At 62.4% G+C, this 22,846-nt stretch carries 22 protein-coding genes; 10 read left to right on the forward strand and 12 right to left on the reverse strand.

The genetic code is table 11. From position 1 onward, the window contains the following. Positions 1-3: 3 nt before the first annotated feature. The 6 genes from hspQ to M511_RS11790 all read right to left on the reverse strand — a co-directional run bounded on the left by hspQ (position 4) and on the right by M511_RS11790 (position 6,468). Positions 4-336 (reverse strand): heat shock protein HspQ, encoded by a 333-nt coding sequence (gene hspQ, locus M511_RS11765; RefSeq protein ID WP_010395606.1) that lies wholly within the window; start codon positions 334-336, stop codon positions 4-6. Positions 337-481: 145 nt separating this feature from the next. Further along, positions 482-943, reverse strand: coding sequence for a CreA family protein (locus tag M511_RS11770; RefSeq protein ID WP_010395610.1), 462 nt, complete (start codon positions 941-943; stop codon positions 482-484). Between the two features lie 113 nt (positions 944-1,056). Then, positions 1,057-2,685, reverse strand: coding sequence for a Na/Pi cotransporter family protein (locus M511_RS11775; protein WP_085502285.1), 1,629 nt, complete (start codon positions 2,683-2,685; stop codon positions 1,057-1,059). 125 nt (positions 2,686-2,810) lie between these two features. Beyond that, on the reverse strand, positions 2,811-3,557 hold the full coding sequence (locus M511_RS11780) for a metallophosphoesterase (RefSeq protein ID WP_085502286.1): 747 nt from the start codon (positions 3,555-3,557) through the stop codon (positions 2,811-2,813). A 52-nt stretch (positions 3,558-3,609) separates the two neighbouring features. Then, the gene (gene serA / locus M511_RS11785; protein WP_010395617.1) at positions 3,610-5,199 is read right to left on the reverse strand and encodes a phosphoglycerate dehydrogenase; all 1,590 of its coding nucleotides are present in this window, start codon (positions 5,197-5,199) and stop codon (positions 3,610-3,612) included. A 114-nt stretch (positions 5,200-5,313) separates the two neighbouring features. Then, the gene (locus M511_RS11790) at positions 5,314-6,468 is read right to left on the reverse strand and encodes a phosphoserine transaminase (RefSeq protein ID WP_085502287.1); all 1,155 of its coding nucleotides are present in this window, start codon (positions 6,466-6,468) and stop codon (positions 5,314-5,316) included. Between the two features lie 192 nt (positions 6,469-6,660). Here M511_RS11790 and serB point away from each other — a divergent pair, with 192 nt between their 5' ends. The 3 genes from serB to M511_RS11805 all read left to right on the forward strand — a co-directional run bounded on the left by serB (position 6,661) and on the right by M511_RS11805 (position 9,849). Next, on the forward strand, positions 6,661-7,536 hold the full coding sequence (serB, locus tag M511_RS11795) for a phosphoserine phosphatase SerB (RefSeq protein WP_010395620.1): 876 nt from the start codon (positions 6,661-6,663) through the stop codon (positions 7,534-7,536). 94 nt (positions 7,537-7,630) lie between these two features. Then, the gene (locus M511_RS11800; RefSeq protein ID WP_085502288.1) at positions 7,631-8,323 is read left to right on the forward strand and encodes a CDP-alcohol phosphatidyltransferase family protein; all 693 of its coding nucleotides are present in this window, start codon (positions 7,631-7,633) and stop codon (positions 8,321-8,323) included. Positions 8,324-8,379: 56 nt separating this feature from the next. Then, positions 8,380-9,849, forward strand: a complete 1,470-nt coding sequence (locus M511_RS11805; protein ID WP_085502289.1) for an ABC transporter substrate-binding protein — start codon at positions 8,380-8,382, stop codon at positions 9,847-9,849. Positions 9,850-9,902: 53 nt separating this feature from the next. Here the strand turns inward: M511_RS11805 and M511_RS11810 are convergent, their stop codons facing one another. From M511_RS11810 to M511_RS11820, 3 genes are all read right to left on the reverse strand, one after another. After that, on the reverse strand, positions 9,903-10,814 hold the full coding sequence (locus M511_RS11810; RefSeq protein WP_010395628.1) for a lytic transglycosylase domain-containing protein: 912 nt from the start codon (positions 10,812-10,814) through the stop codon (positions 9,903-9,905). Positions 10,815-10,883: 69 nt separating this feature from the next. Continuing rightward, positions 10,884-11,309, reverse strand: coding sequence for a hypothetical protein (locus M511_RS11815; RefSeq protein ID WP_085502290.1), 426 nt, complete (start codon positions 11,307-11,309; stop codon positions 10,884-10,886). A 123-nt stretch (positions 11,310-11,432) separates the two neighbouring features. Next, positions 11,433-12,179, reverse strand: a complete 747-nt coding sequence (locus M511_RS11820) for a L,D-transpeptidase (RefSeq protein WP_010395634.1) — start codon at positions 12,177-12,179, stop codon at positions 11,433-11,435. Between the two features lie 314 nt (positions 12,180-12,493). Between M511_RS11820 and M511_RS11825 the strand changes: the two genes are divergently transcribed. Further along, positions 12,494-12,748 (forward strand): GlsB/YeaQ/YmgE family stress response membrane protein, encoded by a 255-nt coding sequence (locus M511_RS11825; protein WP_010395637.1) that lies wholly within the window; start codon positions 12,494-12,496, stop codon positions 12,746-12,748. Between the two features lie 82 nt (positions 12,749-12,830). Here the strand turns inward: M511_RS11825 and M511_RS11830 are convergent, their stop codons facing one another. After that, entirely contained in the window at positions 12,831-14,132 is a 1,302-nt protein-coding gene (locus M511_RS11830) for a D-amino acid dehydrogenase (protein WP_010395639.1), read from the reverse strand. A gap of 251 nt (positions 14,133-14,383) precedes the next feature. On the opposite strand from M511_RS11830, the gene M511_RS11835 reads away from it, so the two are divergent. Genes M511_RS11835 through M511_RS11855 form a run of 5 tightly spaced genes read left to right on the forward strand, consistent with a single transcriptional unit; the run spans position 14,384 to position 19,758 of the window. After that, positions 14,384-16,018 (forward strand): MFS transporter, encoded by a 1,635-nt coding sequence (locus tag M511_RS11835; RefSeq protein WP_010395641.1) that lies wholly within the window; start codon positions 14,384-14,386, stop codon positions 16,016-16,018. A 57-nt stretch (positions 16,019-16,075) separates the two neighbouring features. Continuing rightward, the gene (locus M511_RS11840) at positions 16,076-17,014 is read left to right on the forward strand and encodes an ABC transporter permease (RefSeq protein ID WP_085502291.1); all 939 of its coding nucleotides are present in this window, start codon (positions 16,076-16,078) and stop codon (positions 17,012-17,014) included. After that, the gene (locus tag M511_RS11845) at positions 17,011-17,823 is read left to right on the forward strand and encodes an ABC transporter permease (protein WP_010395647.1); all 813 of its coding nucleotides are present in this window, start codon (positions 17,011-17,013) and stop codon (positions 17,821-17,823) included. Before M511_RS11840 ends, M511_RS11845 begins: the two co-directional genes overlap by 4 nt. After that, positions 17,820-19,442 (forward strand): ABC transporter ATP-binding protein, encoded by a 1,623-nt coding sequence (locus M511_RS11850; RefSeq protein ID WP_085502292.1) that lies wholly within the window; start codon positions 17,820-17,822, stop codon positions 19,440-19,442. Before M511_RS11845 ends, M511_RS11850 begins: the two co-directional genes overlap by 4 nt. A 43-nt stretch (positions 19,443-19,485) precedes the next feature. Beyond that, on the forward strand, positions 19,486-19,758 hold the full coding sequence (locus M511_RS11855; protein WP_085502293.1) for a hypothetical protein: 273 nt from the start codon (positions 19,486-19,488) through the stop codon (positions 19,756-19,758). Positions 19,759-19,896: 138 nt separating this feature from the next. Here the strand turns inward: M511_RS11855 and M511_RS11860 are convergent, their stop codons facing one another. After that, positions 19,897-20,853 (reverse strand): L-malyl-CoA/beta-methylmalyl-CoA lyase, encoded by a 957-nt coding sequence (locus M511_RS11860; protein WP_010395653.1) that lies wholly within the window; start codon positions 20,851-20,853, stop codon positions 19,897-19,899. 166 nt (positions 20,854-21,019) lie between these two features. On the opposite strand from M511_RS11860, the gene M511_RS11865 reads away from it, so the two are divergent. Continuing rightward, positions 21,020-21,880, forward strand: a complete 861-nt coding sequence (locus M511_RS11865) for a D-amino-acid transaminase (RefSeq protein WP_085502294.1) — start codon at positions 21,020-21,022, stop codon at positions 21,878-21,880. Between the two features lie 82 nt (positions 21,881-21,962). On the opposite strand, the gene M511_RS11870 is transcribed toward M511_RS11865, so the two are convergent. Further along, positions 21,963-22,811: a calcium-binding protein gene (locus M511_RS11870; protein ID WP_050804180.1), complete on the reverse strand. Its 849-nt coding sequence runs from the start codon at positions 22,809-22,811 to the stop codon at positions 21,963-21,965. Positions 22,812-22,846 lie beyond the last annotated feature (35 nt).

The raw sequence follows: 22,846 nt of genomic DNA on the forward strand, positions 1-22,846 counted from the left end.
CCTTCAGTTCAGCCCGAATTGCAAGGGATAACGGCCGTCTTGAAATTCACCGAACATCTCCATCACTTCAGGATGTTCCAGTGGCTCCCCGGAATTGTCCGGAACCAGATTCTGCTCTGAGACATAGGCCACGTAATAGGTCGCCTCGGTCTCGGCATAAAGATGGTAGAAGGGCTGGTTGCGGGCCGGACGCGAATCCTCGGGAATGGACTCATACCACTCCTCAGTATTTGAGAATTCGGGGTCCACGTCAAAGACCACCCCGCGGAAGGGATGTTCACGATGGCGGACCACCTGGCCCAGATTATATTTCGCGGTCTTGGACGGAATCCGCATCTTACCATTCCTGTTTCGCGCGGCTCATACAGCCCTGGGGCGCCGGAGTCCACCTGTCGGACATGAACAATCCGTATCGGTCAATTTTGACACGGATTTTTGCTGCTTTCATCCGAAATCCGCGCGGCTTGGCCAGAGGCTGGACTTACTTTGCAGGCAACGCCTCGCCCGGCTCCAGCGCCACGGTCGAGATCGACATCTTGGCCGACCCCTCTTTCACCTGATCGGTATGGGCCAGATAGATCAGCACCTGATTGTCTTCATCATAGATGCGCTTGACGCGCAGCGCCTTGAAGATCAGCGAACGTGAGGCGCTGAACACATCCTCACCCTCAGGACCGCGACGAATGTCCCCGATGCGGACCGGGCCGGTGCGCGTGCATTCGATGGCCGAGTTCGAGGGATCCTCGAACCAGTTTCCCTGGCTTAGCCTGTCAAGCACCGAACGCTCAAAGTAAGCCAGATGGCAGGTCACGCCTTGAACCTTGGGATCGGCGATGGCTTCGACAATGATATCGTTTCCAACCCAGTCCACCCCGACCTCGCCCACGACTTCGGCCGAGGCGGGCACGGCCATGAGCATCAGCGCGGCCAACCCAGTTTTCATCGAACCCTCCAGAACAATATCGCGCCATGCAAGATGGTGGTCACGGAGGGCTATCGCAAGATGGCTATGAACCAGCCCTGACAGCGGGCACGCAGGCAACGCACCCCTGCCCGTCAGCCCTTCTTCAGCCGGCTTTCGATCAGCAAATCAGCCTCGTCCAGAATCGGATGGGCGACCGAGGCGATATGCGCATTCACCCGCTTGAGGTCGCGCAGAATGTCCAGATGCAGCGAAGAGGTCTGCTGGCTGTCAGCCCGCCCCTCACGCAAGCGCATCAGATGGCGCTGCGCCGACATGCGCTCAAGCCGCCGAATCTCGACCTTTTCTTCCATCAACTGACGGGCCAGATCACGGTCACGGGTCATAAAGATGGTCTGAGCCAGACGCAGATTCTCGATGGTCATCAGGAACAGCACATCGAGCTCGCGGAAGCCCTCCTCCGAAAAACGCAGAGACAGCACCGCTTTCTTGCGCAACTCGGGACCCAGTCCCTTGTCGATAATGTCGCCGACATGTTCAAGGTTGATGACATAGTCGAGGATGGTGATAGCCTGCCGCCGCTCATCCTCACCAGCATCGCGGCCAAGGCGAGACAGAAAGCTTTTGATCTCTTGCTGCATGCGGTCGACACGCTCTTCCAGCACAGCGACCTCGGCCAGCGGAGCATCATCGCTGCGCTCAAACGCGGTATGGGCTTGCTGCAACATCCGCTCGACCACATCGCCGATCGCCAGCGCCGCGCGGCTTGCCCGGCCCAGCGCCACAGCTGGTGTGTCAAGCGCGCTGCCGTCCAGCAGCTGAACTTCGATTGGCGGTGTCTGTTCGTCTTCGCGCACCAGCTTGGCAGTCAGGCGCGACACCAGCCCGGCAAAGGGCCAGATCACCGCCGCCAGCACGAGGTTAAAGGCCAGATGCGCCTCAACCGCCAGCCCTGTTTCAGGCAGCGGCATAGCGGTCAGCGCCAGCGCCGCCTGCCCAGCCAAAGGTAGCGCGACCATGCAGCCAACCCCACGCACGATCAGGTTGCCCAGCGCCACGCGCCGTGCTGCAATCCCCTGTCCCACGGTCGCAAGCACCGGCGGAATCGCACCGCCAAGGTTTGCGCCCAGCACCAGAACCACCGTCAGCGCCGGGTCCATGCCCAGCGACAGCACCAGCATCACCACCGCCAGCGAGGATGAGCAGATCACCGCAAGCCCAGCCGCCATGGCCAGGGCCACCGGCCACGCATTGCTCAGCATGGCCAGAAAAGCCGCCATTGCTACCGATTCACGCAAGGGTTCGGTCGCCTGGCTAAGCAGCGCGAGAGACAGCAGCATCAGCGCAATGCCTATCAGCGCCAACCCCGCCCCTGAGAGCGAGCGACGATCCTGCCGGCGCAGGATATAACCCACAAGCAGCATCACCGGCACCAGCGCCTCAATCCCCGAGGCGACGATCCAGGCGGTCAGCGCCGTACCCAGATTCGCCCCAAGCAGCACGATCTGGCCCATTCGGGGCTGGATCATGCCGCGATCCGCGAAAGAGGCCGTCATCAAAGCCGTCGCGGTCGAGCTTTGCAGCCCCAGCGTCGCAACCAGACCCGAAATAAACGCGCGCGGCCCGTTCTTTGTGCCCCGGCCCAGCACCATCTTCAGCTTGACGCCAAAGGCACGAACCATCCCGTCGCGCACCAGCCCCAGCCCAAAGAGCAGCAGCGCCACCGCACCGGCCAGCTGAAACATGACGGACAAGGACTGCACGACTGATAACCTCCTGCCGCACCATTATGATGCGTGCTTTTTTACAAATATCTGGCCCGTTGCGGCGACGCGTCAACGGATACCAAGAATGTTAAATGTTTCCCGACACTACAGTCGCAGCGTTGTCACATTACTGCCGCATTTGCAGGCACCGGAATCGGCTCGCGCCCGCCTTCGGTCAGAAGATGCAGGCCCGTGTCGTCAAAAACGACGGCACTGAGCGGGCCACCATAGGCCGCCCCGGTGTCAATGGCCAGCCTGTTGCCAAAATGTGTCACTTTGCCGACCGGAGTGTGACCATGCACGACCAGCACCCCATGGTCACTGGCGTCATCCAGAAAGCCTTTGCGGATCCAGACAAGATCATGCTCGGTCTGCTGCGACAGATCCACACCGGGACGAATGCCGGCATGGACAAACAGCGCCTGCGGTATCAGGTGCCACAGCGGCAGGGCAGAGAGCCAGCGCAGATGCACCTCGGGCACCGCGCGCAGCACATCTGCGTGGGTACGGACATGATCGCGGATCTCGACCCCATAGGCGGCCAGCGTCTCGGCCGCACCCAGCGATTCATGGTCCAGCCAATGCCGCCCCGAGCTCAGGCCGGGATCAATCCAGCCAGGCTCGACGGCAAAACGCGGCAGGAAACGGTCGTGATTGCCGCGCAAGACGATCCATGGCCGTCCCTCGGCCTGCCCCCGCATCAGATGTTCGACCACCGCCCGCGAATCCGGCCCCCGGTCCAGCAGATCGCCGACATGCACCACCGTCCCGCCGCCGCCATGCGCGGCATCATCCCGCGCGATCAGCTCATGCGCCGCGCGCAACAGTTCGATATGGCCGTGGATGTCTCCAATGGCATAGGTCCGCATGCCGCCCTCACAAATGAAAACCCCCGGAACCTAGTCCGGGGGCTGGAAAGGTTCAAACCTCGAAATACATTGGCCGGACCTGCAGGAACTTTCCGGTGGCGCGCAAGGCCTCCAACGCTTCAGGCTTCAGAGCTTCGTCAAGGTAAAGGATCGCGATTGCATCATCGCCAGCCTTGGTACGACCAAGGGTAAAGTTGGCGATGTTGACGCCCAGATCACCCAGCGTCGCCCCCAGCGCCCCGATCACACCCGGGACGTCCTTGTTGCGGGTGTAAAGCATGTATTGCCCGATTTCTGCGTCGACATTGATGCCACGGATCTGGATAAAGCGCGGTTTGCCGTCGCTGAACACCGTGCCCGCGATCGAGCGTTCACGCGTGTCGGTAACCACGGTTGCCTTGATGTAACCGTCAAAGACACCCGACTTGGCCTGGGTGGTGGTCGCCACCTGCACCCCGCGCTCAGCCGCCATAACCGGGGCCGAGACCATGTTCACATCCGGGTTGGTCGCCTTCATCACCCCGGCAATCACCGAAGCGTTCAGCGCCTTAAGGTTCATCTCCGAGGTCACGCCGTCATAAAGCACATTGATCGCCTTGATCGGCTCGTCGGTCATCTGGCCGATAAAAGCTCCCAGATGGCCTGCAAGCTTCAGCCACGGCCCCATCACCGCCGCCTCTTCGGCAGTGACCGAGGGCATGTTCAGCGCATTCTGCACCGCGCCGGTCAGCAGATAATCCGACATCTGCTCAGCGACTTGCAGGGCGACATTCTCTTGCGCCTCGGTGGTCGAGGCGCCCAGATGCGGCGTCACCACGACGTTCGGCAACCCGAACAGCGGGCTTTCGGTCGCAGGCTCGGTCGCAAATACATCAAGCGCAGCCCCGGCCACATGGCCCGATTTCAGCAGATCGGCCAGCGCCCTCTCATCAATCAGCCCACCACGGGCAGCGTTGACGATGCGCACCCCCTTCCTGGTCTTCTCCAGATTCTCGCGCGACAGAATGTTGCGGGTCTTGTCGGTCAGGGGCACATGCAGCGTAATGAAATCAGCCTTGGCCAGCAGCTCGTCCAGCTCGACCTTCTTGACGCCCAGCTCCTTGGCGCGATCTTCCGACAGGAAGGGGTCATAGGCCAGGACCTTCATCTTCAGCCCCAACGCGCGGTCAATGACGATCGAGCCGATGTTTCCCGCCCCGATGACGCCCAGCGTCTTGTTAAAGACCTCGACACCCATAAAGCGGTTTTTCTCCCACTTGCCCTCATGGGTCGAAACGCTGGCCTCGGGCAATTGACGGGCAACGGCGAACATCAGCGCAATGGCATGTTCGGCGGTGGTGACCGAGTTGCCAAAAGGTGTGTTCATCACGATCACACCTTTTTTCGAGGCAGCCGGAATATCGACATTGTCCACCCCGATACCGGCACGGCCGATCACCTTCAGACGAGTGGCATTTTCCAGCAGCTTCGCCGTCACCTTGGTGGCCGAGCGAATGGCCAGACCGTCATATTCACCGATGATCTCAGCCAGCTTGTCTTTATCCTTGCCGACGTCGGGAAGGTAATCGACTTCAACGCCGCGATCACGGAAAATCTGCACGGCGGTTTCCGAAAGCTTGTCCGAAACAAGAACCTTGGGCATTTCTCTATCCTCTGGATATGCAGGGCCGGCGCGGGAAAACGCCCCCCGCGCGAGTGTTTCTTTCGTGAATAAATATTCCGGGGTCCGGGGCAGCGCCCCGGTCCGGCAGATCGCTCAGGCAGCCTCGGCCTGCGCCTCGATCTCGGCCTCAAAGGCATATTCGATCCAAGGCATCAGCGCCGCGACATCCGAGGCCTCGACGGTCGAGCCGCACCAGATCCGCAAACCGGGAGGTGCATCGCGATAGGCGCCGGCGTCCAGCGCCACGCCCTCTTTCTCCAATCGCTTGGCAACGGCCTTGGCAAAAGCTGCGCCATCCCTGATGCGCGGATCGGTAAATTTCAGGCAGACCGAAGTGGTCGAGGCCGTGGCCGGGTCCTCGGCCAGATCAGCGATCCAATCCTTATCGGCGATGAAATCGCGCACGGCCTGTGCATTGGCCTCGGCCCGGGCGATCAGCGCCTTGCGGCCACCAAGCGACTTGGCCCATTTCAGCGCCACCAGATAATCCTCGACGCACAGCATCGACGGCGTGTTGATGGTCTCGCCCTTAAAGATGCCCTCGATCAGCTTTCCCCCCTTGGTCATGCGGAAAATCTTGGGCAGCGGCCATGCGGGGGTATAGCTTTCCAGCCGCTCGACAGCGCGCGGGCTCAGGATCAGCACACCATGCGCACCCTCGCCGCCCAGAACTTTCTGCCAGCTAAAGGTCACCACATCCAGCTTGTCAAAGGGCAGATCCATCGCGAATGCAGCCGAGGTCGCGTCACAGATGGTCAGCCCGTCGCGGTTTGCCGGAATCGCATCGCCATTCGGCACCCGCACGCCCGAGGTCGTGCCGTTCCAGGTAAAGACAACATCATTGTTGAAGTCGACTTCGGCGAAATCGACGATCTTGCCGTAATCAGCCTTGCGCACCACTGCATCCAGCTTCAGCTGCTTGACCACATCGGTCACCCAGCCTTCGCCAAAGCTTTCCCAGGCCAGCATCTCGACCTTGCGTGCGCCCAGAAGCGACCACAGCGCCATCTCGACCGCGCCGGTGTCCGAGGCAGGCACGATGCCGATACGGTAATCGGCCGGCACGCCCAGAATCTCGCGGGTCAGGTCGATGGCCTCGGCCAGCTTGGCCTTACCGATAGCTGCGCGATGCGACCGGCCCAAGGGGGCGTCGGCAAGCATGTCCAGCGAATAATGGGGGATCTTGGCGCAGGGGCCCGAAGAAAAGCGCGGATTGGCCGGCCGCGCGGCCGGAGCAGTCTTGCTCATGATGTTAGCCTTCCAGCTATAAGCGCCGCGTTGGGGCGGCGTGTCCCGCGAACGGCTCTACTACCCGGCCAGGATTCTCGCAAGGAAAATTTGCAAGCAATGTTTGCGACAGTTTGGCGGCACGATTCCGACGATTGATCCCCCGCAGCGCATTGGCTAGTGCTGCCGCAAACAACCGCCCCGGGGGCCCTTATGTTCACCGTCACCCTTCTTGCCGCGCCCAGCCGGGCGGACCTCTCCCCCTCGCTGGTCGATGAGCTGTGCAGCGCCTGGAACGGCGGCCATGTGATCTGGCTGGCTGCCGGCATCGCCGCCGAATTCCCGCTGCCTGCCGAGCCCGTAGATTTCTGGCAGGTGTGGGAACAGCTTCAGGCCCGGGGCTTTGATATCGCGATCCAGCCGACCCAGGGCCGGCGCAAGGCGGTGCTGCTGGCCGATATGGATTCGACGATGATCCAGCAGGAATGCATCGACGAACTCGCCGCGGTCGCCGGAGCAGGCGAACGTGTCGCAGCCATCACCGCCCGCGCCATGAACGGCGAGCTGAACTTTCACGAGGCACTGCTGGCCCGGGTCGGTCTGCTGGCCGGCCTGCCCGAAACCGCGATCCGCGAGGTGCTCGACACGCGCATCACCCTTGCTCCGGGGGGACGCGAACTGGTTGCAACCATGCGCGCGCAGGGCGCCTATACCGCGCTCGTCTCGGGCGGGTTCACCGATTTCACTGGCCCGATTGCACGCACACTTGGCTTTGACGAGCATCGCGCCAACACCCTTTTGGCCGAAGGCGGTGTCCTGACCGGACAAGTCACCCTGCCGATCCTTGGACGAGAAGCCAAGGTCGAGGCGCTGAACGATATCACCGCCGCCCGCGGCCTTTCGGCCGCCGATGTGCTGGCGGTCGGCGACGGCGCGAACGACCTCGGCATGCTGGAACTGGCTGGCATGGGGGTCGCGCTGCATGCCAAACCGGCGGTCGCAGCGCAGGTCGGCTTGCGAATCAACCACGGCGATCTGACCGCGCTTTTATATCTGCAAGGCTACGCGGCCGAAGAATTTGTCGGCTAGAAATGTCAAATTTGTCGCATCTTCTTGCTCCAAAGAGCAAATTCCGGCCTCAAGCGAACTTGCGGCCATGACCGTTCGGTGACAGAAGCAGAAAATGACTCCGCGCCTTAAAGCTTTGACCGTGCATCTTCTGACCGCTACCGGAGCGGTTCTGTCGATGCTTGCGCTGCTGGCCGCCGTTCGTGGCGACTGGTCGCAGATGTTCTTCTGGCTGGTCATCGCGCTGATCGTCGATGGCGTCGACGGCCCCCTGGCGCGGCGTTATCACGTCAAAATCAACTGGCCGACCTATGACGGCGTGTTGATGGACCTGATCATCGACTACCTGACCTATGTGTTCATCCCGGCCTATGCGCTGTTCATGTCGGGGCTTTTGCCCGGCTGGACCGGCTGGATTGCCATCATCGCGATCACCTATGGCAGTGTGATTTATTTCGCTGACACGCGGATGAAAACCCGGGACAATTCCTTTGCCGGCTTTCCCGCCTGCTGGAACATGGTCGTGCTGGTGCTTTTCGCGCTCAAGCCGAATTTCTGGGTCATCCTGGCCATCGTGGTGGCGCTGACCGTGACCATGTTCACCAACGTAAAATTCATCCACCCGGTACGAACCAAACGCTGGCGGCTGGTATCTCTGCCCGTCACCGTTGCCTGGGTCGTCTTTGCAGTCTGGGCGGTTCTGGTCGATTTTCACCCCGACAGTTTTGCCCGCTGGGGCCTGCTGCTTAGTTCGCTGTGGCTGATGTTTGCCGGGCTGGCCCAGCAACTGACTGAGCGGCGGACTTGATCAAAGGCCATTTTCCCCGGAAGGTGCCAGGCTAAGGATAGCCGAAGGGGAGCAGGATGTTCGCAAGATTCAAGCTGGCCGCAGCAGCGGCGGCAATGCTGTGCACGCCAGCACTGGCAGCACCCGATTCGATCACATTGGGCATGGTGCTGGAGCCGCCGAATCTTGACCCCACCGGGGGTGCAGCGGCCGCGATCGACGAAGTTGTCTATGCCAATGTCTTCGAGGGGCTGACCCGCATCGCCCCGGACGGCAGCGTCCAGCCCGGCCTTGCCGAAAGCTGGGACAGCTCTGACGGCAAGACCTACACCTTTCACCTGCGCCCGGGTGTGACCTTTCACGACGGCAGCGCCTTTGACGCGCAGGACGTGATCTTTTCGCTGGACCGCGCCCGGGCTGACGACAGCACCAACGCCCAGAAGGTCCTGTTCGAGGGGATCGAGACGGTTGAGGCCGTTGACCCTCTGACCGTCCGCGTCACGCTGAAATCCCCCGATGGCGGCTTTCCTTTCAAGATGGCCTGGGGCGATGCGGTGATGGTGGATGAGGCCAGCATCAAGGACATCGCCACCCAACCGGTCGGCACCGGCCCCTTTCGCTTTGGCGAATGGAAACAGGGCGATCATGTGCGACTGGACGCCTTTGACGGCTATTGGGGGCAAAAACCGGCGCTTAAATCCGCCACCTTCCGCTTTATCGGCGATCCGACCGCCGCCTTTGCCGCGCTGATGGCCGGGGATATCGACGCCTTTCCGATCTATCCTGCGCCCGAGACACTGTCTCAGCTTGAGGCGGACCCGCGCTTTCGCATCCTCACCGGCACGACCGAGGGCGAAACCATTCTGGCCATGAACCACAAAAACCCCGCCCTGGCCGATATCCGGGTGCGTCAGGCCATCGCCCATGCGATCAACCGCCAAGAGATCATCGACGGTGCGATGTTCGGCTATGGCACCCCCATCGGCACCCATTTCGCGCCGCATCACCCCGATTACGTCGATCTGACAGCAAAATCGCAATACGATCCCGAACAGTCGAAAAAGCTGCTGGCCGAGGCTGGCACCGGGGATCTGACCCTGCGCCTTGCCCTGCCCCCAACCCCCTATGCCCGCCGGGGCGGCGAGATCGTCGCGGCAGAGCTGCGCGCCGTCGGTATTCAGACCCAGATCACCAATATGGAATGGGCGCAGTGGCTTGAGCAGGTTTTCAAGAATGCCGATTACGATCTGACCATCATCAGCCATGTCGAGCCGATGGATATCGGCATCTATGGCCGCAAGGACTATTATTTCAACTACACCAACGCAGGCTTTGATGAGGTGATGGCTCGTCTTGACGCCACCACCGACCCGGCAGAGCGTTCGGCACTGCTGAAACAGGCGCAAGAGATTTTGGCGGGGGATTATGCCAACGCCTTCCTGTTCCAGCTTGCCAAGACCGGCGTCGCCAAGGCCGAAATCGAAGGGCTGTGGGACAACTCTCCTATGCCGGCAAATGACCTGACCCAGGTGCGGTGGAAGGAATAACCCCCCGGCTCCAGCTGACAAGCCCTGGAAAACGCCGTCCAAAGCGGCGTTTTTCAGTTCTTCAGCACCAGACAGCGCCCACCAAGGCCGCGCAGACGGGTGCAAAAAGCATAGGCCTCGGATTTGGAGGAATAGCCGATCTGCGCCGTGTACACCTTGCGCGGCCCACCCGAAATGCGGCGCAGCACATAGCTGACCCGCTTGCCGCCAAGAATCGGGCGCAGTTGCCGGTTCAGACGCGCAACCTGATTGCTGACCCCCGCGCGGCTTGGGTGGGTGGCAACGATCACACCCCACGGCCAGGGATGATCGGGGGTCTGGAACTCGCGTAGCTTGCGCTTGCCGGCCAGATCTATGCAGGCCTGACGAAAGGGCCGCTCTTTATCCAGCCGCACGTCCAGCTTTTCAGGTGGGTTCTCGCGCCAGGCCGTGGCCGTCTGGCCGGTGATCGCCTGAACGTAATCCTGCGTCTCCCACGGCAGGTTACCGCCTTGGGCAACGAAACGCGCCGCCCGGTTCTCGCCGCCGTTATAGGCAACAGCGGCCAGACCGACATTGCCGAAACTGGTGGTCAAACTGGCCAGATAACGGGCTGAGGCCTCGATAGCCTTGGCCGGGTTAAAGGGATCGTCGAGCCCAACCATATCGGCCGTGCCAGGCATGAACTGCGCAATTCCCATGGCGCCGACCGGGCTGATCGCGCCATGCTCGAACAGGCTTTCCTTCCACAGCAGGCGCGCAAAGAAATGCGGATCGAGCCCGTTCTTGCCCGCCTCACGCTCGATAGCGGCGCAAACATCAGGGACATAGCTTGCCAGCGAAATGCAGGACTTCCCGTCATTGGTGCAGCGCAGCTTTTCAGACAGGCGCGGCGCAGGCAGACCCAGAATCGCATCCACCGCCTCATAAGCTGGGGCGGCGGTCGCGGTCAGAACAGTGGCAAGGGCCAGGATCAGGCGGCGCATAGGGGTCTCGGACAGATCAGGCTTGGCCCAGATAGCAATCCGGGCACGGGTTGAAAACCGTGCCTGCGCTCATCCGTCAACCTTCTTGTCGGCCTTTGGCTTGTCTGCGGCTTTCGCGGGGGCCTTTTCCTTGGCTGAGATGTCAGCGGCAGATGCGGCGGATTTCGCCGACTTGCGCGCAGCCTTGTCAGACTCTTTGGCGGTTTTCTTTTCGGCTTGCTTGATGAGCCGGCGTTCGGCCTTATCGGTCCCCTGCCCAGCCTCATCACCCTGCTCGGCCTTGCGGCGACGCTTTTCGGTCGAGGCATTGGAGGTCGCCAGCAGCAAAGCCTTGCGCAGCGCCTCGCTTTCATCGCGCATCCGGCGCAGGTCGCGGTGCAGCCTGTTCAGCGCAGCCTTGTCCAACTGGCGCAGGGCCGCTGGTTCGGTCCGGGCAACAAGCCCATCCAGATCACTCAGGACATCTGCCAAGGTCGGTTCGGCGGGGGTAACCATGAAAATCGCTCCGTTTCAGGCAATTGATGGCCAGAACCTGCCACGCCTCGTCGGCAGAGACCAGAAAAAGAATGCCCCGGCCACGACGGGCCGGGGCAGGATCAGTCCGAAAGGATCGGACGATTATTGCGCAGGCTGGGCCGCCGCGGTCTGGACCTCGCCCGCCGGGGCAAGATAACCGTTCGGCAACTCGACCAGCGGGCCTTCCAGCGCAAGGCTTTCAGCGCGGGTGCGGACCTTGACGCGGGTCCCGTTCGGCACGTTTTCAAACAGGTCCATGATGTCCTGGTTGAACAGGCGGATGCAGCCTGCCGAAGTCGCCTTGCCGATCGAGGACGGGTCCATCGTGCCGTGGATACGGTACATGGTGTCACGCCCGCCCTGATACAGATACAGCGCGCGCGACCCCAGCGGGTTGTCGACGCCGCCCGGCAGGCCACCCTTCAGCGGGCCGTAAAGCTCGGGCTGGGTGCGGACCATGTTCGCGGTGGGCGTCCAGCTGGGCCAGGCGTGCTTGCGCCCGATGGTGGCCGAACCCTGAAAGTTCTTACCGGCCTGACCGACGGCCACGCCGTAACGCATCGCCTCGCCGTTATCGAGCACATAGTAAAGGAACCGCGCATAGGGATCGACAACGATCGTCCCGGGCGCATCGGGGCCGTTATAGGGAACGCGCTGGCGCCGGTTCCGCTCGGTCAGGTAGGCGGGGCGGACGGCGTGAATCTCGATCGGCTGGCCATTCGGGCCCGTATCGACCCGCGCGCCATAAACGCCCTGATCAGCGGTGGGCGGCTGGGCCGGAGTCTGGGGGGTAGGCGCACAGGCGGCAAGGCCAAGACCCATCGCCAGAATGAGCGGTGCAAAGCGCATCAATGTTTCCCTTCGTAACGCGCCGCGCCAATCCAGCGCGGTCGTGGCAGCTGTGACATTGCGTCGGGCCGCGTGCCCTACCCGAGCAGAGGGCGGACACGGGGTATTTCTACCCACCGTATCAGACTGACCGCTTTGCCGCGTCAAGCCTCGGCAGGCCCGAACCACCGCAGTCGTTACCGAACTGTTGCCAAATCGCGCGATTCTCATCACCTGATCGTAGCAATTCACGCTGCAAGGGAACCCGCAGCCGCGGGGAAACGTTTCCCGCCACATCGGCCAAGAGCCGCAAATCGCGAAGGAGGCGCATTCACATGACCCTGTCCGCACTGCTTATCACCCTGATCATCGGCGCGATTGCCGGCTGGCTTGCCGGTCTGATCGTCAAAGGCCATGGGCAGGGCCTGCTGATGAATATTGTTGTTGGTATCCTTGGCGCCGTAATCGCCGGCTGGCTGTTTCCGACCATCGGCCTTGGCACTTCGGGCTCAACCCTTGGCACAATTGTCTCGGCCACAATCGGCGCAGTCATCCTGCTGGTGGTGCTGCGGCTGATCAAAAGGGCCTGACCTCAGAATCAACCCGGCCTCAGAACGACGAAAGGGATCGTATACGATCCCTTTCGTTTCCATTCTGGAAATTGCTGACGGATCAGGCTTCGGCAGGCTGCAGCGTGGGTTGGCCCGCCGCACGACCGCCGCGCAGATAGCGCGCATAGCCCAGATCCTCGGCCGCGATGTCCGGTTTGCGCCCCGAGATCAGGTCGGCAATCAGCCGCCCCGACCCCGCCGACATGGTCCAGCCCAGCGTGCCATGCCCGGTATTGAGGTATAGGTTCGGGATCGGGGTCGCACCGACAATCGGCGTCCCATCTGGCGTCATCGGTCGCAGCCCGGTCCAGAACAGCGCCTTATCGGTATCACCCGCTCCACCGAACAGCTCATTCACCGATTTCGCCAGCGTCTCTTTGCGGCGCGGGTTCAGGCTAAGGTCATAACCTGCGATCTCGGCCAGGCCACCAACGCGGATGCGGTCGCCAAGCCGGGTGATCGCAACCTTGTAAGTCTCGTCCATCACGGTCGAAACCGGAGCCCGGCTTTCATCGCTGATATCAATGGTCAGCGAATAACCCTTCAGCGGATAGATCGGCAGGCGCAGGCCCAGATGCCGCACCATCTGCGGCGAATGGGGACCCATGGCGAGCACATAGCGATCTGCGGTCAGGCGGCCTTTATCGGTGCGCACGGCGCTGATGCGGCCAACCCCGGCTTCGAGCGACTCGATATTGACGCCCCACATGAACTTGACGCCCGCCTCGGCCGCCATCTCGGCCAGCCGGTTGGTGAACAGGAAGCAATCCCCCGTCTCATCCCCCGGCAGGCGCAGCCCGCCGACGATCTCATCAGCGGCCTTGGCCAGCCCCGGCTCGGCAGCAACGCAGCCTGCGCGGTCCAAAAGCTCAAAGGGAACCCCGTCGGCCTTGAGCACCTCGATATCCTTGCCCGCCGCATCCAGCTGCTGCTGCTTGCGAAAGACCTGCAACGTACCCTGAGTACGCTCATCATAACGGATGCCCGTCTCGGCCCGCAGCTCAACCAGGCAGTCGCGGCTATATTCGGCCAGCCGGACCATACGACTTTTGTTGATGGCATAGGCCGAAGAGGTGCAATTCGCCAGCATCCGCGCCATCCACGACAAGCGCTGCCAGTCCAGCCGGGGCTGAATAACCAGGGGCGCATGGCGCTGGAACATCCATTTCAGCGCCTTCAGCGGGATGCCCGGCGCGGCCCAGGGCGAGGAATAGCCCGGCGAAATCTCTCCCGCATTGGCAAAGCTGGTTTCCAGCGCCGGTCCCGGCTGCCGGTCGATCACGGTGACCTCATGACCTGCCTTGGCCAGATACCATGCCGAAGTGACCCCCAGCACGCCCGCCCCAAGAACGATGACCTTCATCTTCGCGCACCCCCAAATCCGAGTTGGGCCAAGGATATCCAAGCGGATGGAAATGAAATCCCGATTCCATCACAAAATTACGGATAAACGACAATACTAATGCGTAATATGCGATTTCAATCGAAGATTATTCGATGAATTTCCGAAATTGCCGGACAATCGCGCCAGGGCGGCAAGAATCGCCCGGGGCGGATTGCGACTGGCACGACCTCTGCCTAAGGTTGGAGACGCCGTCCCAGGTTTTCAGGATCATGCCAGCCCCTGCCCGCAAGAGCCCCTTTGCCCCGTTCCGTCACCGCGATTTCCGGCTGCTCTGGTCGGCCACGCTGATTTCCAACTTTGGAGGGCTGGTTCAGGCGGTTGGTGCCGCCTGGATGATGACCCAGCTAACCGATTCGGCAACGCTGATCGCACTGGTGCAGGCGTCAAACACCCTGCCGATCATGCTGTTTGCGCTGCTTTCGGGGGCGCTTGCCGATATTTTTGACCGCCGTACCCTGCTTTTGGGGGCGCAGACGTTCATGGCGCTGGTCTCGGTCATGCTCGCGGTGCTGACATGGCAGGGTTGGATGACGCCGCTGATCCTTTTGTCCCTGACCTTTCTGATCGGGGTCGGACAGGCGATCTATAACCCGCCGTGGCAGGCAAGCATGCAGGATCTGGTCCCGCGCGAAGACCTGCCGGCGGCGGTGTCGCTGAACTCGGTCGGCTTTAACCTGATGCGCAGCGTCGGCCCGGCAGTGGGCGGGATCATCACCGCCGCCTTTGGCGCAGCGGTTACCTTCGCGGTGAACGCGATCAGCTATGTGCCTTTGCTTGGCACGCTGTTGCGCTGGCATCCGGTCACCCCACCCCGCACCACAACGCCCGAGCCCTTTGTCGCGGCGGTGGGCGCGGGGCTGCGCTATGTGGCGCTGTCGCCCAATCTGGTGCGCGTGCTGTCGCGTGGGGCACTGTTCGGTTTTTCGGCCATCGTGATCATGGCGCTATTGCCGGTGGTCGCCAAACAGAACCCGGCCGGAGGTTCGCTGCTTTTTGGCCTGCTGCTTGGCTGTTTCGGACTGGGCGCGATCTGCGGGGCGCTGATCAACCCGCGTGTGCGCGAACGGCTGGACAATGAAAATGTCATCCGGCTGGCCTTTGCCGCCTTTGGCGGCTCAGCCCTGCTGCTGGCGCTGACGGAAAGCACATGGCTGCATGTGCTGGCGATGCTGCCCGCGGGGGCAAGCTGGGTGCTGGCGCTGTCGCTTTTTAATGTGACGGTCCAGCTGTCGACGCCGCGCTGGGTGGTGGCACGGGCACTGGCGCTGTACCAGACGGCGGTCTTTGGCGGCATGGCTGCGGGCAGCTGGATCTGGGGCGCGGTCGCCAACAGCTATGACGTGAACACGGCACTGATCGCGGCCTCGGTCCCGCTGTTTCTGGGCGCAATTCTGGGGCATTGGCTGCGCATCCCTGAATTCGGCACGCTGGATCTGGACCCGGTAAACCGCTTTCGCGAACCTGAACTGGCCGTGGATCTACGCAGCCGTTCGGGCCCGATCATGGTCATGGTGGATTACGAGATTGACCAGAAAGACGTGCCCGAATTCCTGCGCCTGATGGCGCTGCGCCGCAATATCCGTCGCCGCGACGGGGCACGGAACTGGGCACTGCTGCGCGATCTTGAACACCCCGAGCGCTGGACCGAAAGCTATCACATCGCCACCTGGGATGAATATATCCGCCACAACCTGCGCCGCACCAAAGCGGATTTCGAGACCTATCAGGACCTGCACAAACTGCACCGCGGCAGCGAGCCTCCGCTTGTCCACCGCATGATCGAGCGTCACACCGTCAGTCTGGACGACGATATGCCGCTGATCGGCAAGATAGAGGTACCCTGAGCGTATAGGTGAGTTTACCGGCTTTACCCAAGCCGCGCGCCGCACTAGCGTTTTCACATGCTGCGCTATCTGATCCGCCGCCTGATATCGCTTGGCCTGAGCCTGCTCGTGGCCTCGGCGCTGATTTTTTCGGTGGTCGCTTTGGTGCCCGGGGACCCCGCCAGCTTTATGCTGGGCACGGGCGCCCAGCCCGAAACGGTGGCCACGCTGCGCCAGCAGATGGGCCTGGATCTGCCGCTGCCCCTGCGCTACCTGCACTGGCTCGGCGGTATTCTGGGCGGTGATCTGGGCCATAGCTTCACTTACAAGACCCCGGTCGCAGGGATGATCCTTGACCGGATGCAGGTCTCGCTGCCGCTGGCGCTGATGGCGCTGGCGCTATCGACGCTGATTGCCCTGCCCATCGGCATGTTCGCTGCCGGACGCCGCGGGCGGGTGGGCGATACGGTGGTGATGGGCGCGACACAGGTCGGGATCGCACTGCCCAATTTCTGGTTCGCCATGCTGTTGGTGCTGGTTTTTGCGGTGAACCTGCGCCTTTTGCCGGCTGGCGGTTTCCCGGGCTGGGATCATCCCGGTGCGGCGCTGAAATCGCTGATCCTGCCCGCTGTGGCGCTGGCCCTGCCGCAGGCCGCGATCCTTGCGCGGGTGCTGCGCTCGGCCCTGATCGAGACGCTGGGACAGGACTATATCCGCACTGCACGCGCCAAGGGGCTGAGCGCGGGTCGGGCCCTGCGCCGCCACGCGCTGCGCAATGCGCTGATTCCGGTACTGACCATCCTTGGCATGCAGTTTTCGTTCCTGCTGGCCGGAGCGATCATCGTCGAAAACGTCTTTTACCTGCCGGGGCTTGGCCGCCTGATCTTTCAGGCCATCACCCAGCGCGATCTGATCGTCGTGCAGGGCGCGGTGCTGGTGCTGGTCGCAGCTGTCATCCTTGTCAATTTTCTGGTCGATCTGTCCTACGCGGCCGTCGATCCGAGGCTGCGCAGATGAGGGTATCGCTGATCCTTGGGGCGCTGCTTTCGGGGCTGGCGCTGGTCGCGGCGGCGGTCTCATTCTTTTGGACGCCAGCGGATGTGACCCAACTGGCGATTGCGCAAAAGCTGCTGCCACCCTCGGCCGAACACTGGTTTGGCACCGACCACTTTGGCCGCGACATGCTGTCGATGATCATGGTCGGTGCGCGCACCTCGATTGCTGTCGCGCTGGTGGCGGTGGGGATCGGTATGGGCTTTGGCGTGCCTTTGGGCCTTGTCGCCGCCGCCCGCAGTGGCAGTTGGCTGGACGAAACGATCATGCGCGGCAATGACCTTGTCTTTGCCTTTCCAAGCCTCGTCATCGCCATCCTTATCACCGCGGCGCTGGGGCCGTCAGCGACGAATGCGATCATCGCCATCGGGATATTCAACATCCCGGTCTTTGCCCGGGTCACGCGCGGGGCCGCCCTGCCGCTGTGGACGCTGGACTATGTCCGCGCAGCGCAGGTCGCGGGCAAGGGCCGCACGCGGATCAGCCTGCAACATATCCTGCCGAATGTCGCCAGCCTGCTGATCGTACAGGGCACCATCCAGTTCAGCCTGGGCATCCTGGCCGAGGCAGGCCTGTCCTATGTCGGCCTTGGCGCGCAGCCTCCGACGCCAAGCTGGGGCCGGATGCTGGCCGAGGCCCAGACCATGGTCGCGCTGGCCCCGCATGTCGCCGTGATCCCCGGCCTTGCCATCGTGGTGACCGTACTGGGGCTGAACCTGCTTGGGGACGGGTTACGGGACGCTCTGGATCCCAGATTGCGCAGGTCGCCATGATCGAGACCAGCAAGCTTGCCATCAGCATCGGCACTCATGACATCCTGCACGGGATCAGCCTGCGCCTGCCGCCGGGCGAGATCACCGGGCTGGTCGGCGAAAGCGGCTCGGGCAAATCCATGGCGGCGCTGGCGATCATGGGCCTGTTGCCCGAGGGGATGCGCGCCGAGGGCCGGATCGGGCTTGACGGGCTGAACCTGCTTGACCTGCCCGAACGCGAGCTGTGCCGCATCCGGGGCAAGCGCATCGGCATGATCTTTCAAGAGCCGATGACGGCGCTGAACCCGCTGATGACCATCGGCGATCAGGTGGCCGAGGTGCTGCGCATCCATGAGGGTCTGGACCGCAAAACGGCGCTGCTGCGTGCCCGCGACCGGCTGGATCGCGTCGGCCTGACCGCCCCGCGCTTTCCGCTGACGCTTTACCCGCATGAACTATCGGGCGGTCAGCGCCAGCGCGTCGCCATCGCCCTTGCCATCGCCCTGCGCCCGGAACTGCTGATCGCGGATGAGCCGACGACCGCGCTGGACGTGACCACACAAGCCAAGATCCTTGACCTGCTGAAAGAGCTGGTGCGCGACGAGGGGATGGCGCTTTTGCTCATTACCCATGACCTGGCCGTGGTTGCAGGGGTCGCGGATCGCGTTGCGGTGATGCAGCACGGCGTCATCGTCGAAGAGGGGCCGACCGAGCAAGTCTTTCGCCAGCAGCTCCATCCCTATACCCGCGCGCTGTTTGCTGCCTCGACCCATCAGCCGCGGCTGGCGCTGCCCTCGGACCAGCCCCGCCCGCTGTTGCAGGTCGAGGGCGCGGTGCGCGAGTATCCCCTGCCCCGTCGCGGCCTGACCGGCAGGCGCGACAGCCTGCGGGCGGTGGACGGCGTCAGCTTTCACATCGACGCCGGAGAGTCGGTTGGACTGGTCGGCGAGTCAGGCTGCGGGAAATCAACGCTGACGCGGGCGATCCTAGGCCTCGACCGGCTGCAGGGCGGTCGCATCCTGCTTGAAGGACAAGAGATCCGCGCCGGTCACGCCATGCCGCCCAATCTGCGCGCCAGGATGCAGGTTGTCTTTCAGGACCCATTCGGCAGTTTCGATCCGCGCTGGACAGTCGAACAGCTTGTGGCCGAACCGTTTCACCTGACCGGCCGCCCCCGCGACTGGCGCGAACAGGTGGCCGAGGCGCTGTTCGAGGTCGGCATCGCTGGGGATGCCATGCGCCGCCATATCCACGAATTTTCCGGCGGCCAGCGCCAGCGTATCGCCATCGCCCGGGCCCTGATCATCAAGCCCAGGCTGATCGTTCTGGACGAGGCGGTCAGCGCGCTTGATGTCCGGGTGCGCGCGCAGGTTTTGGACCTTCTGGCCCAGCTGCGGGTCAGCCATGGCCTGTCCTACCTGTTTATCAGCCATGACCTTTCGGTCGTGCGCCGGATCACCGACCGGGTGATGATCATGGAAAAGGGCCGCATCGTCGAATCCGGCCCCACCCATGCGGTGCTGGAAACGCCCGAACATCCCTATACCGCCAGTCTGCTTGCCGCGACGCCGCAGATCCCCGACGGGTGGAGCGTTCACGAACAGGTCAACGGGGTTGCACTTTCTTTTCCGGAACCTTAGCTGCGGCACTCCCAAAGCTGAACGCAACCAAAGACCACAACCCATGCGCGAAGATCACGGCACAACCGTCCCGGCCAGCGGCAGCAAGGCTGACGGGCCCACGGCCCTGCAGGGCGGCACCGGCGCTTTGCTCCCCGCCATGCCCGAATCACCTATTCCCGATTGGTCGGCCCGCAACCGCACCCCTGATCCGCTGACGCAGCACAGCTCTGACGCCACGGCCGTGCAGTCCCGGCCTGCGGTGAATGATGCGCAAAAGGGTCAGGATCGCGCCAGTGGCAGTGCCCCGGCCGTTACCGAATTTGCAACCATCTGAAATCACAGAAAATTCATTACGACCGGAACGGCCCGCGGTTTTCCAAAAACAACAGGCCCCGCGCTGGCAGGGCCTGTTGCTCCTCCCCTGTTGTGGCGGCCAGCCTCCCCGCGTAGCCGCCTCAGGTAACTGATCTGCTCAGGCGCTGATCAACTCTGCCTGACGCACAATCACTTGTGCCTGACGGATGGACGCGATGTCAACCAGTCGACCTTTGTATACCGTCGCGCCGGCCCCGCTACGCTTGGCCTCTTCCATCGCGGCAAGGATCTCGCGCGCCTCAGTCACGGCCTTTTCGCCAGGCGAAAAGATCTCATTCGCCAGCGCCACCTGCTTGGGATGGATCGCCCATTTTCCGACCATGCCCAAAGTGGCTGAACGCCGGGCCTGAGCGCGAAAGCCCTCATCATCGCTGAAATCGCCAAACGGTCCATCGACCGGCAGCACGCCATGGGTGCGGCAAGCGGCGACAATCGCGGTCTGCGCCCAATGCCACGGATCGGCCCAGTATTTGGCGCCCTCATGCAGCATGTAATAGTTTTCCTGCGTGCCGCCGATCCCGGTCGTGGCCATGCCCATGCTGGCGGCAAAATCTGCCGCGCCAAGGCTCATCGCCTGCAGCCGGGGGCTTGAGGCGGCGATCTCTTCGACATGGGCGATACCGGCAGCAGATTCGATGATCACTTCCAGCGCAATGCGCCTGGAGCGGCCCTTGGCCGCCTCGACAGCGGTGACCAAGGCATCGACGGCATAGATATCGGCGGCATTGCCGACCTTGGGGATCATGATCTGGTCCAGCCGCTCTCCGGCCTGCTCAAGCAAATCGACCACGTCACGATACCACCAGGGTGTATCCAGACCGTTAATGCGAACCGACAGAGTCTTGTTGCCCCAATTGATATCGCCAATCGCCGCAATCACATTTTTGCGCGCCTGCTCTTTGTCGTCGGGCGCAACCGAATCCTCAAGGTCAAGGTTGATGACATCGGCGGCCGATCCCGCCATCTTTTCAAACAGCGCCTCGCGTGAGCCGGGACCGAAAAGCTGGCAGCGGTTCAGACGTGCGGGCGGAGCGGGTTGCGTGCGGAAGGACATATCTTGCCTTTCGGGTAAGGATGTTTCAATCAGCGCTACCGATGTGATAGATAATTGCTGCGCCAGCATCAAGCTGATTCTGCATCTGCGAAAAACCCAGCGTCTTGACGCCTCGCCGCTTTAGGCGCAGGACCGCGCTGCAAGCCTCTGGGACAGGAGAAACGACATGACCCGCACCGTCTATCTGAATGGCGACTATCTGCCGGAAACCGAAGCCAAGGTCTCGATCTTCGACCGGGGTTTCCTGATGGGTGACGGCGTCTATGAAGTGACGAGTGTGCTGGACGGCAAGATTTTAGAGTTTGCCGGTCACATGGCGCGGCTGACCCGATCACTGGCCGAGCTTGGGATGGGTAACCCCCTTAGCGAAGAGGAATGGCTTGAGGCGCATCGCCAGCTCGTCGCCCGCAATGAGGTGACCGAGGGCATGGTCTATCTGCAAGTGACCCGTGGCAACCCCGGTGACCGCGATTTTGCCTATCCGCCCGAGGATACGCCGCAAACCGTCGTCATGTTCACCCAGTCCAAACCCGGCCTTGCGGACAATCCGCAGGCGAAAACCGGTGTGCGGGTGATCTCGCTGCCCGACCTGCGCTGGAGCCGCCGCGACATCAAGACGGTGCAGCTGCTTTACCCCTCGATGGCCAAGATGGAGGCCAAGGCCAAGGGCGTCGATGACGCCTGGCTGGTCGAGGATGGCTTCGTGACCGAGGGCACCTCAAACAACACCTATATCGTCAAGGACGGCAAGATCATCACCCGCCAGCTTTCGACCGACATCCTGCACGGCATCACCCGCAGTTCGCTGCTGCGCTACGCAGCCGAAGCGCAGATGCAGATCGAGGAACGCCCCTTCACCATCGCAGAGGCACAGGCAGCCGATGAGGCTTTCTTCACCTCGGCATCGGCTTTCGTGATGCCGGTGGTAGAGGTCGATGGCGTCACACTCGGCGCGGGCAAGCCCGGCCCGGTGGCAACCCGCCTGCGCGAACTCTATCTGGAAGAATCGCGCAAATCCGCAGTCTGAAGCCCGGATCAGAACCACCTGAACGAACAAGGCGCGGGGACCAACACCGCGCCTCTTGCTTGCCAGAACCTGAACCGCTGCCTTAGCGCGAAGAGGTCTCCCGGACCACGCTGATGTCCCTTACGTCGCGCACTTCCGTATCGCGCAGCACGGCGATCGGTTCGCCATCAAGCAGCAGGCGAACGTCCGAGCCATCCTGAACCAGCTCATAGCGACCTTCGCCTTCGTAATCCTCTGCCAGCGTGACAGTGATGGTATCGGCGCTGCCATAACGGATATCCGCCTCGCCACCGATATCGCTGCGCAGCACCAGCTCATCCGCGCCGCTGCCACCATCGACGATATCGCCGGCGCCTGCATGAATGGTGTCATTGCCATCCCCACCCAGCAACGTATCCGGCCGCTCGGGGTCCGATGCATCGGGCGACAGAATCAGGTCATCGCCATCCTCGCCGTCGATAAAGACCGAACCACCATGATCCTCGATACGATCATCACCATCGCCGCCGGTGATCGAATGATTGCCGAGGTTGGTGATGATGGTGTCGTTGCCCGAGGCGCCGTCGATGGTGTCGTTCCCTTCATCCACGCCGGGGTTGTAGGCACCGTAAAGATCATCGTCTTTGCCCAAGTATATTTCGTCATCGCCCGCATCGGCAATCACGGTGTCATTGCCTGCGCCGGTGCCGATCAGATCATTACCCGCACCGCCATTGACCCTGTCATCGCCGTCATAGCTCAGGATGCCGTCATCGCCGTCGGTGCCGGTCATCTCATTATCCTCACCATCACCCTCGATCAGCTTGTCGGGATACAGCCGGGGATCATCCGAGGGACCCTCCGGCGGATGGTCGTCGTCATTGCTCGACACCAGCGAGCCGATGCCGGCAAGGCCAAGAAGGCCGAGCACCAGAAAAATGGTCTCATTCATCGCGAAATCTCCGAAGCGGTCGGCGGCAAGATAGA

Origin of the sequence: Paracoccus sp. J56 (assembly GCF_019633685.1) — a bacterium.
In the GTDB taxonomy this organism is placed as follows: Bacteria; Pseudomonadota; Alphaproteobacteria; order Rhodobacterales; family Rhodobacteraceae; genus Paracoccus; species Paracoccus kondratievae.

What these genes read in the sequence shown, in the direction of transcription:
- M511_RS11855 (WP_085502293.1), top strand. Translation starts at nt 19,486, where the DNA reads ATGCGCGAAGATCACGGCACAACCGTCCCGGCCAGCGGCAGCAAGGCT.
- M511_RS11870 (WP_050804180.1), bottom strand. Translation starts at nt 22,811, where the DNA reads ATGAATGAGACCATTTTTCTGGTGCTCGGCCTTCTTGGCCTTGCCGGC.
- M511_RS11770 (WP_010395610.1), bottom strand. Translation starts at nt 943, where the DNA reads ATGAAAACTGGGTTGGCCGCGCTGATGCTCATGGCCGTGCCCGCCTCG.
- M511_RS11805 (WP_085502289.1), top strand. Translation starts at nt 8,380, where the DNA reads ATGTTCGCAAGATTCAAGCTGGCCGCAGCAGCGGCGGCAATGCTGTGC.
- M511_RS11825 (WP_010395637.1), top strand. Translation starts at nt 12,494, where the DNA reads ATGACCCTGTCCGCACTGCTTATCACCCTGATCATCGGCGCGATTGCC.
- M511_RS11850 (WP_085502292.1), top strand. Translation starts at nt 17,820, where the DNA reads ATGATCGAGACCAGCAAGCTTGCCATCAGCATCGGCACTCATGACATC.
- M511_RS11815 (WP_085502290.1), bottom strand. Translation starts at nt 11,309, where the DNA reads ATGGTTACCCCCGCCGAACCGACCTTGGCAGATGTCCTGAGTGATCTG.
- M511_RS11820 (WP_010395634.1), bottom strand. Translation starts at nt 12,179, where the DNA reads ATGCGCTTTGCACCGCTCATTCTGGCGATGGGTCTTGGCCTTGCCGCC.
- hspQ (WP_010395606.1), bottom strand. Translation starts at nt 336, where the DNA reads ATGCGGATTCCGTCCAAGACCGCGAAATATAATCTGGGCCAGGTGGTC.
- serA (WP_010395617.1), bottom strand. Translation starts at nt 5,199, where the DNA reads ATGCCCAAGGTTCTTGTTTCGGACAAGCTTTCGGAAACCGCCGTGCAG.
- M511_RS11790 (WP_085502287.1), bottom strand. Translation starts at nt 6,468, where the DNA reads ATGAGCAAGACTGCTCCGGCCGCGCGGCCGGCCAATCCGCGCTTTTCT.
- serB (WP_010395620.1), top strand. Translation starts at nt 6,661, where the DNA reads ATGTTCACCGTCACCCTTCTTGCCGCGCCCAGCCGGGCGGACCTCTCC.
- M511_RS11860 (WP_010395653.1), bottom strand. Translation starts at nt 20,853, where the DNA reads ATGTCCTTCCGCACGCAACCCGCTCCGCCCGCACGTCTGAACCGCTGC.
- M511_RS11810 (WP_010395628.1), bottom strand. Translation starts at nt 10,814, where the DNA reads ATGCGCCGCCTGATCCTGGCCCTTGCCACTGTTCTGACCGCGACCGCC.
- M511_RS11780 (WP_085502286.1), bottom strand. Translation starts at nt 3,557, where the DNA reads ATGCGGACCTATGCCATTGGAGACATCCACGGCCATATCGAACTGTTG.
- M511_RS11840 (WP_085502291.1), top strand. Translation starts at nt 16,076, where the DNA reads ATGCTGCGCTATCTGATCCGCCGCCTGATATCGCTTGGCCTGAGCCTG.
- M511_RS11845 (WP_010395647.1), top strand. Translation starts at nt 17,011, where the DNA reads ATGAGGGTATCGCTGATCCTTGGGGCGCTGCTTTCGGGGCTGGCGCTG.
- M511_RS11835 (WP_010395641.1), top strand. Translation starts at nt 14,384, where the DNA reads ATGCCAGCCCCTGCCCGCAAGAGCCCCTTTGCCCCGTTCCGTCACCGC.
- M511_RS11865 (WP_085502294.1), top strand. Translation starts at nt 21,020, where the DNA reads ATGACCCGCACCGTCTATCTGAATGGCGACTATCTGCCGGAAACCGAA.
- M511_RS11800 (WP_085502288.1), top strand. Translation starts at nt 7,631, where the DNA reads ATGACTCCGCGCCTTAAAGCTTTGACCGTGCATCTTCTGACCGCTACC.
- M511_RS11830 (WP_010395639.1), bottom strand. Translation starts at nt 14,132, where the DNA reads ATGAAGGTCATCGTTCTTGGGGCGGGCGTGCTGGGGGTCACTTCGGCA.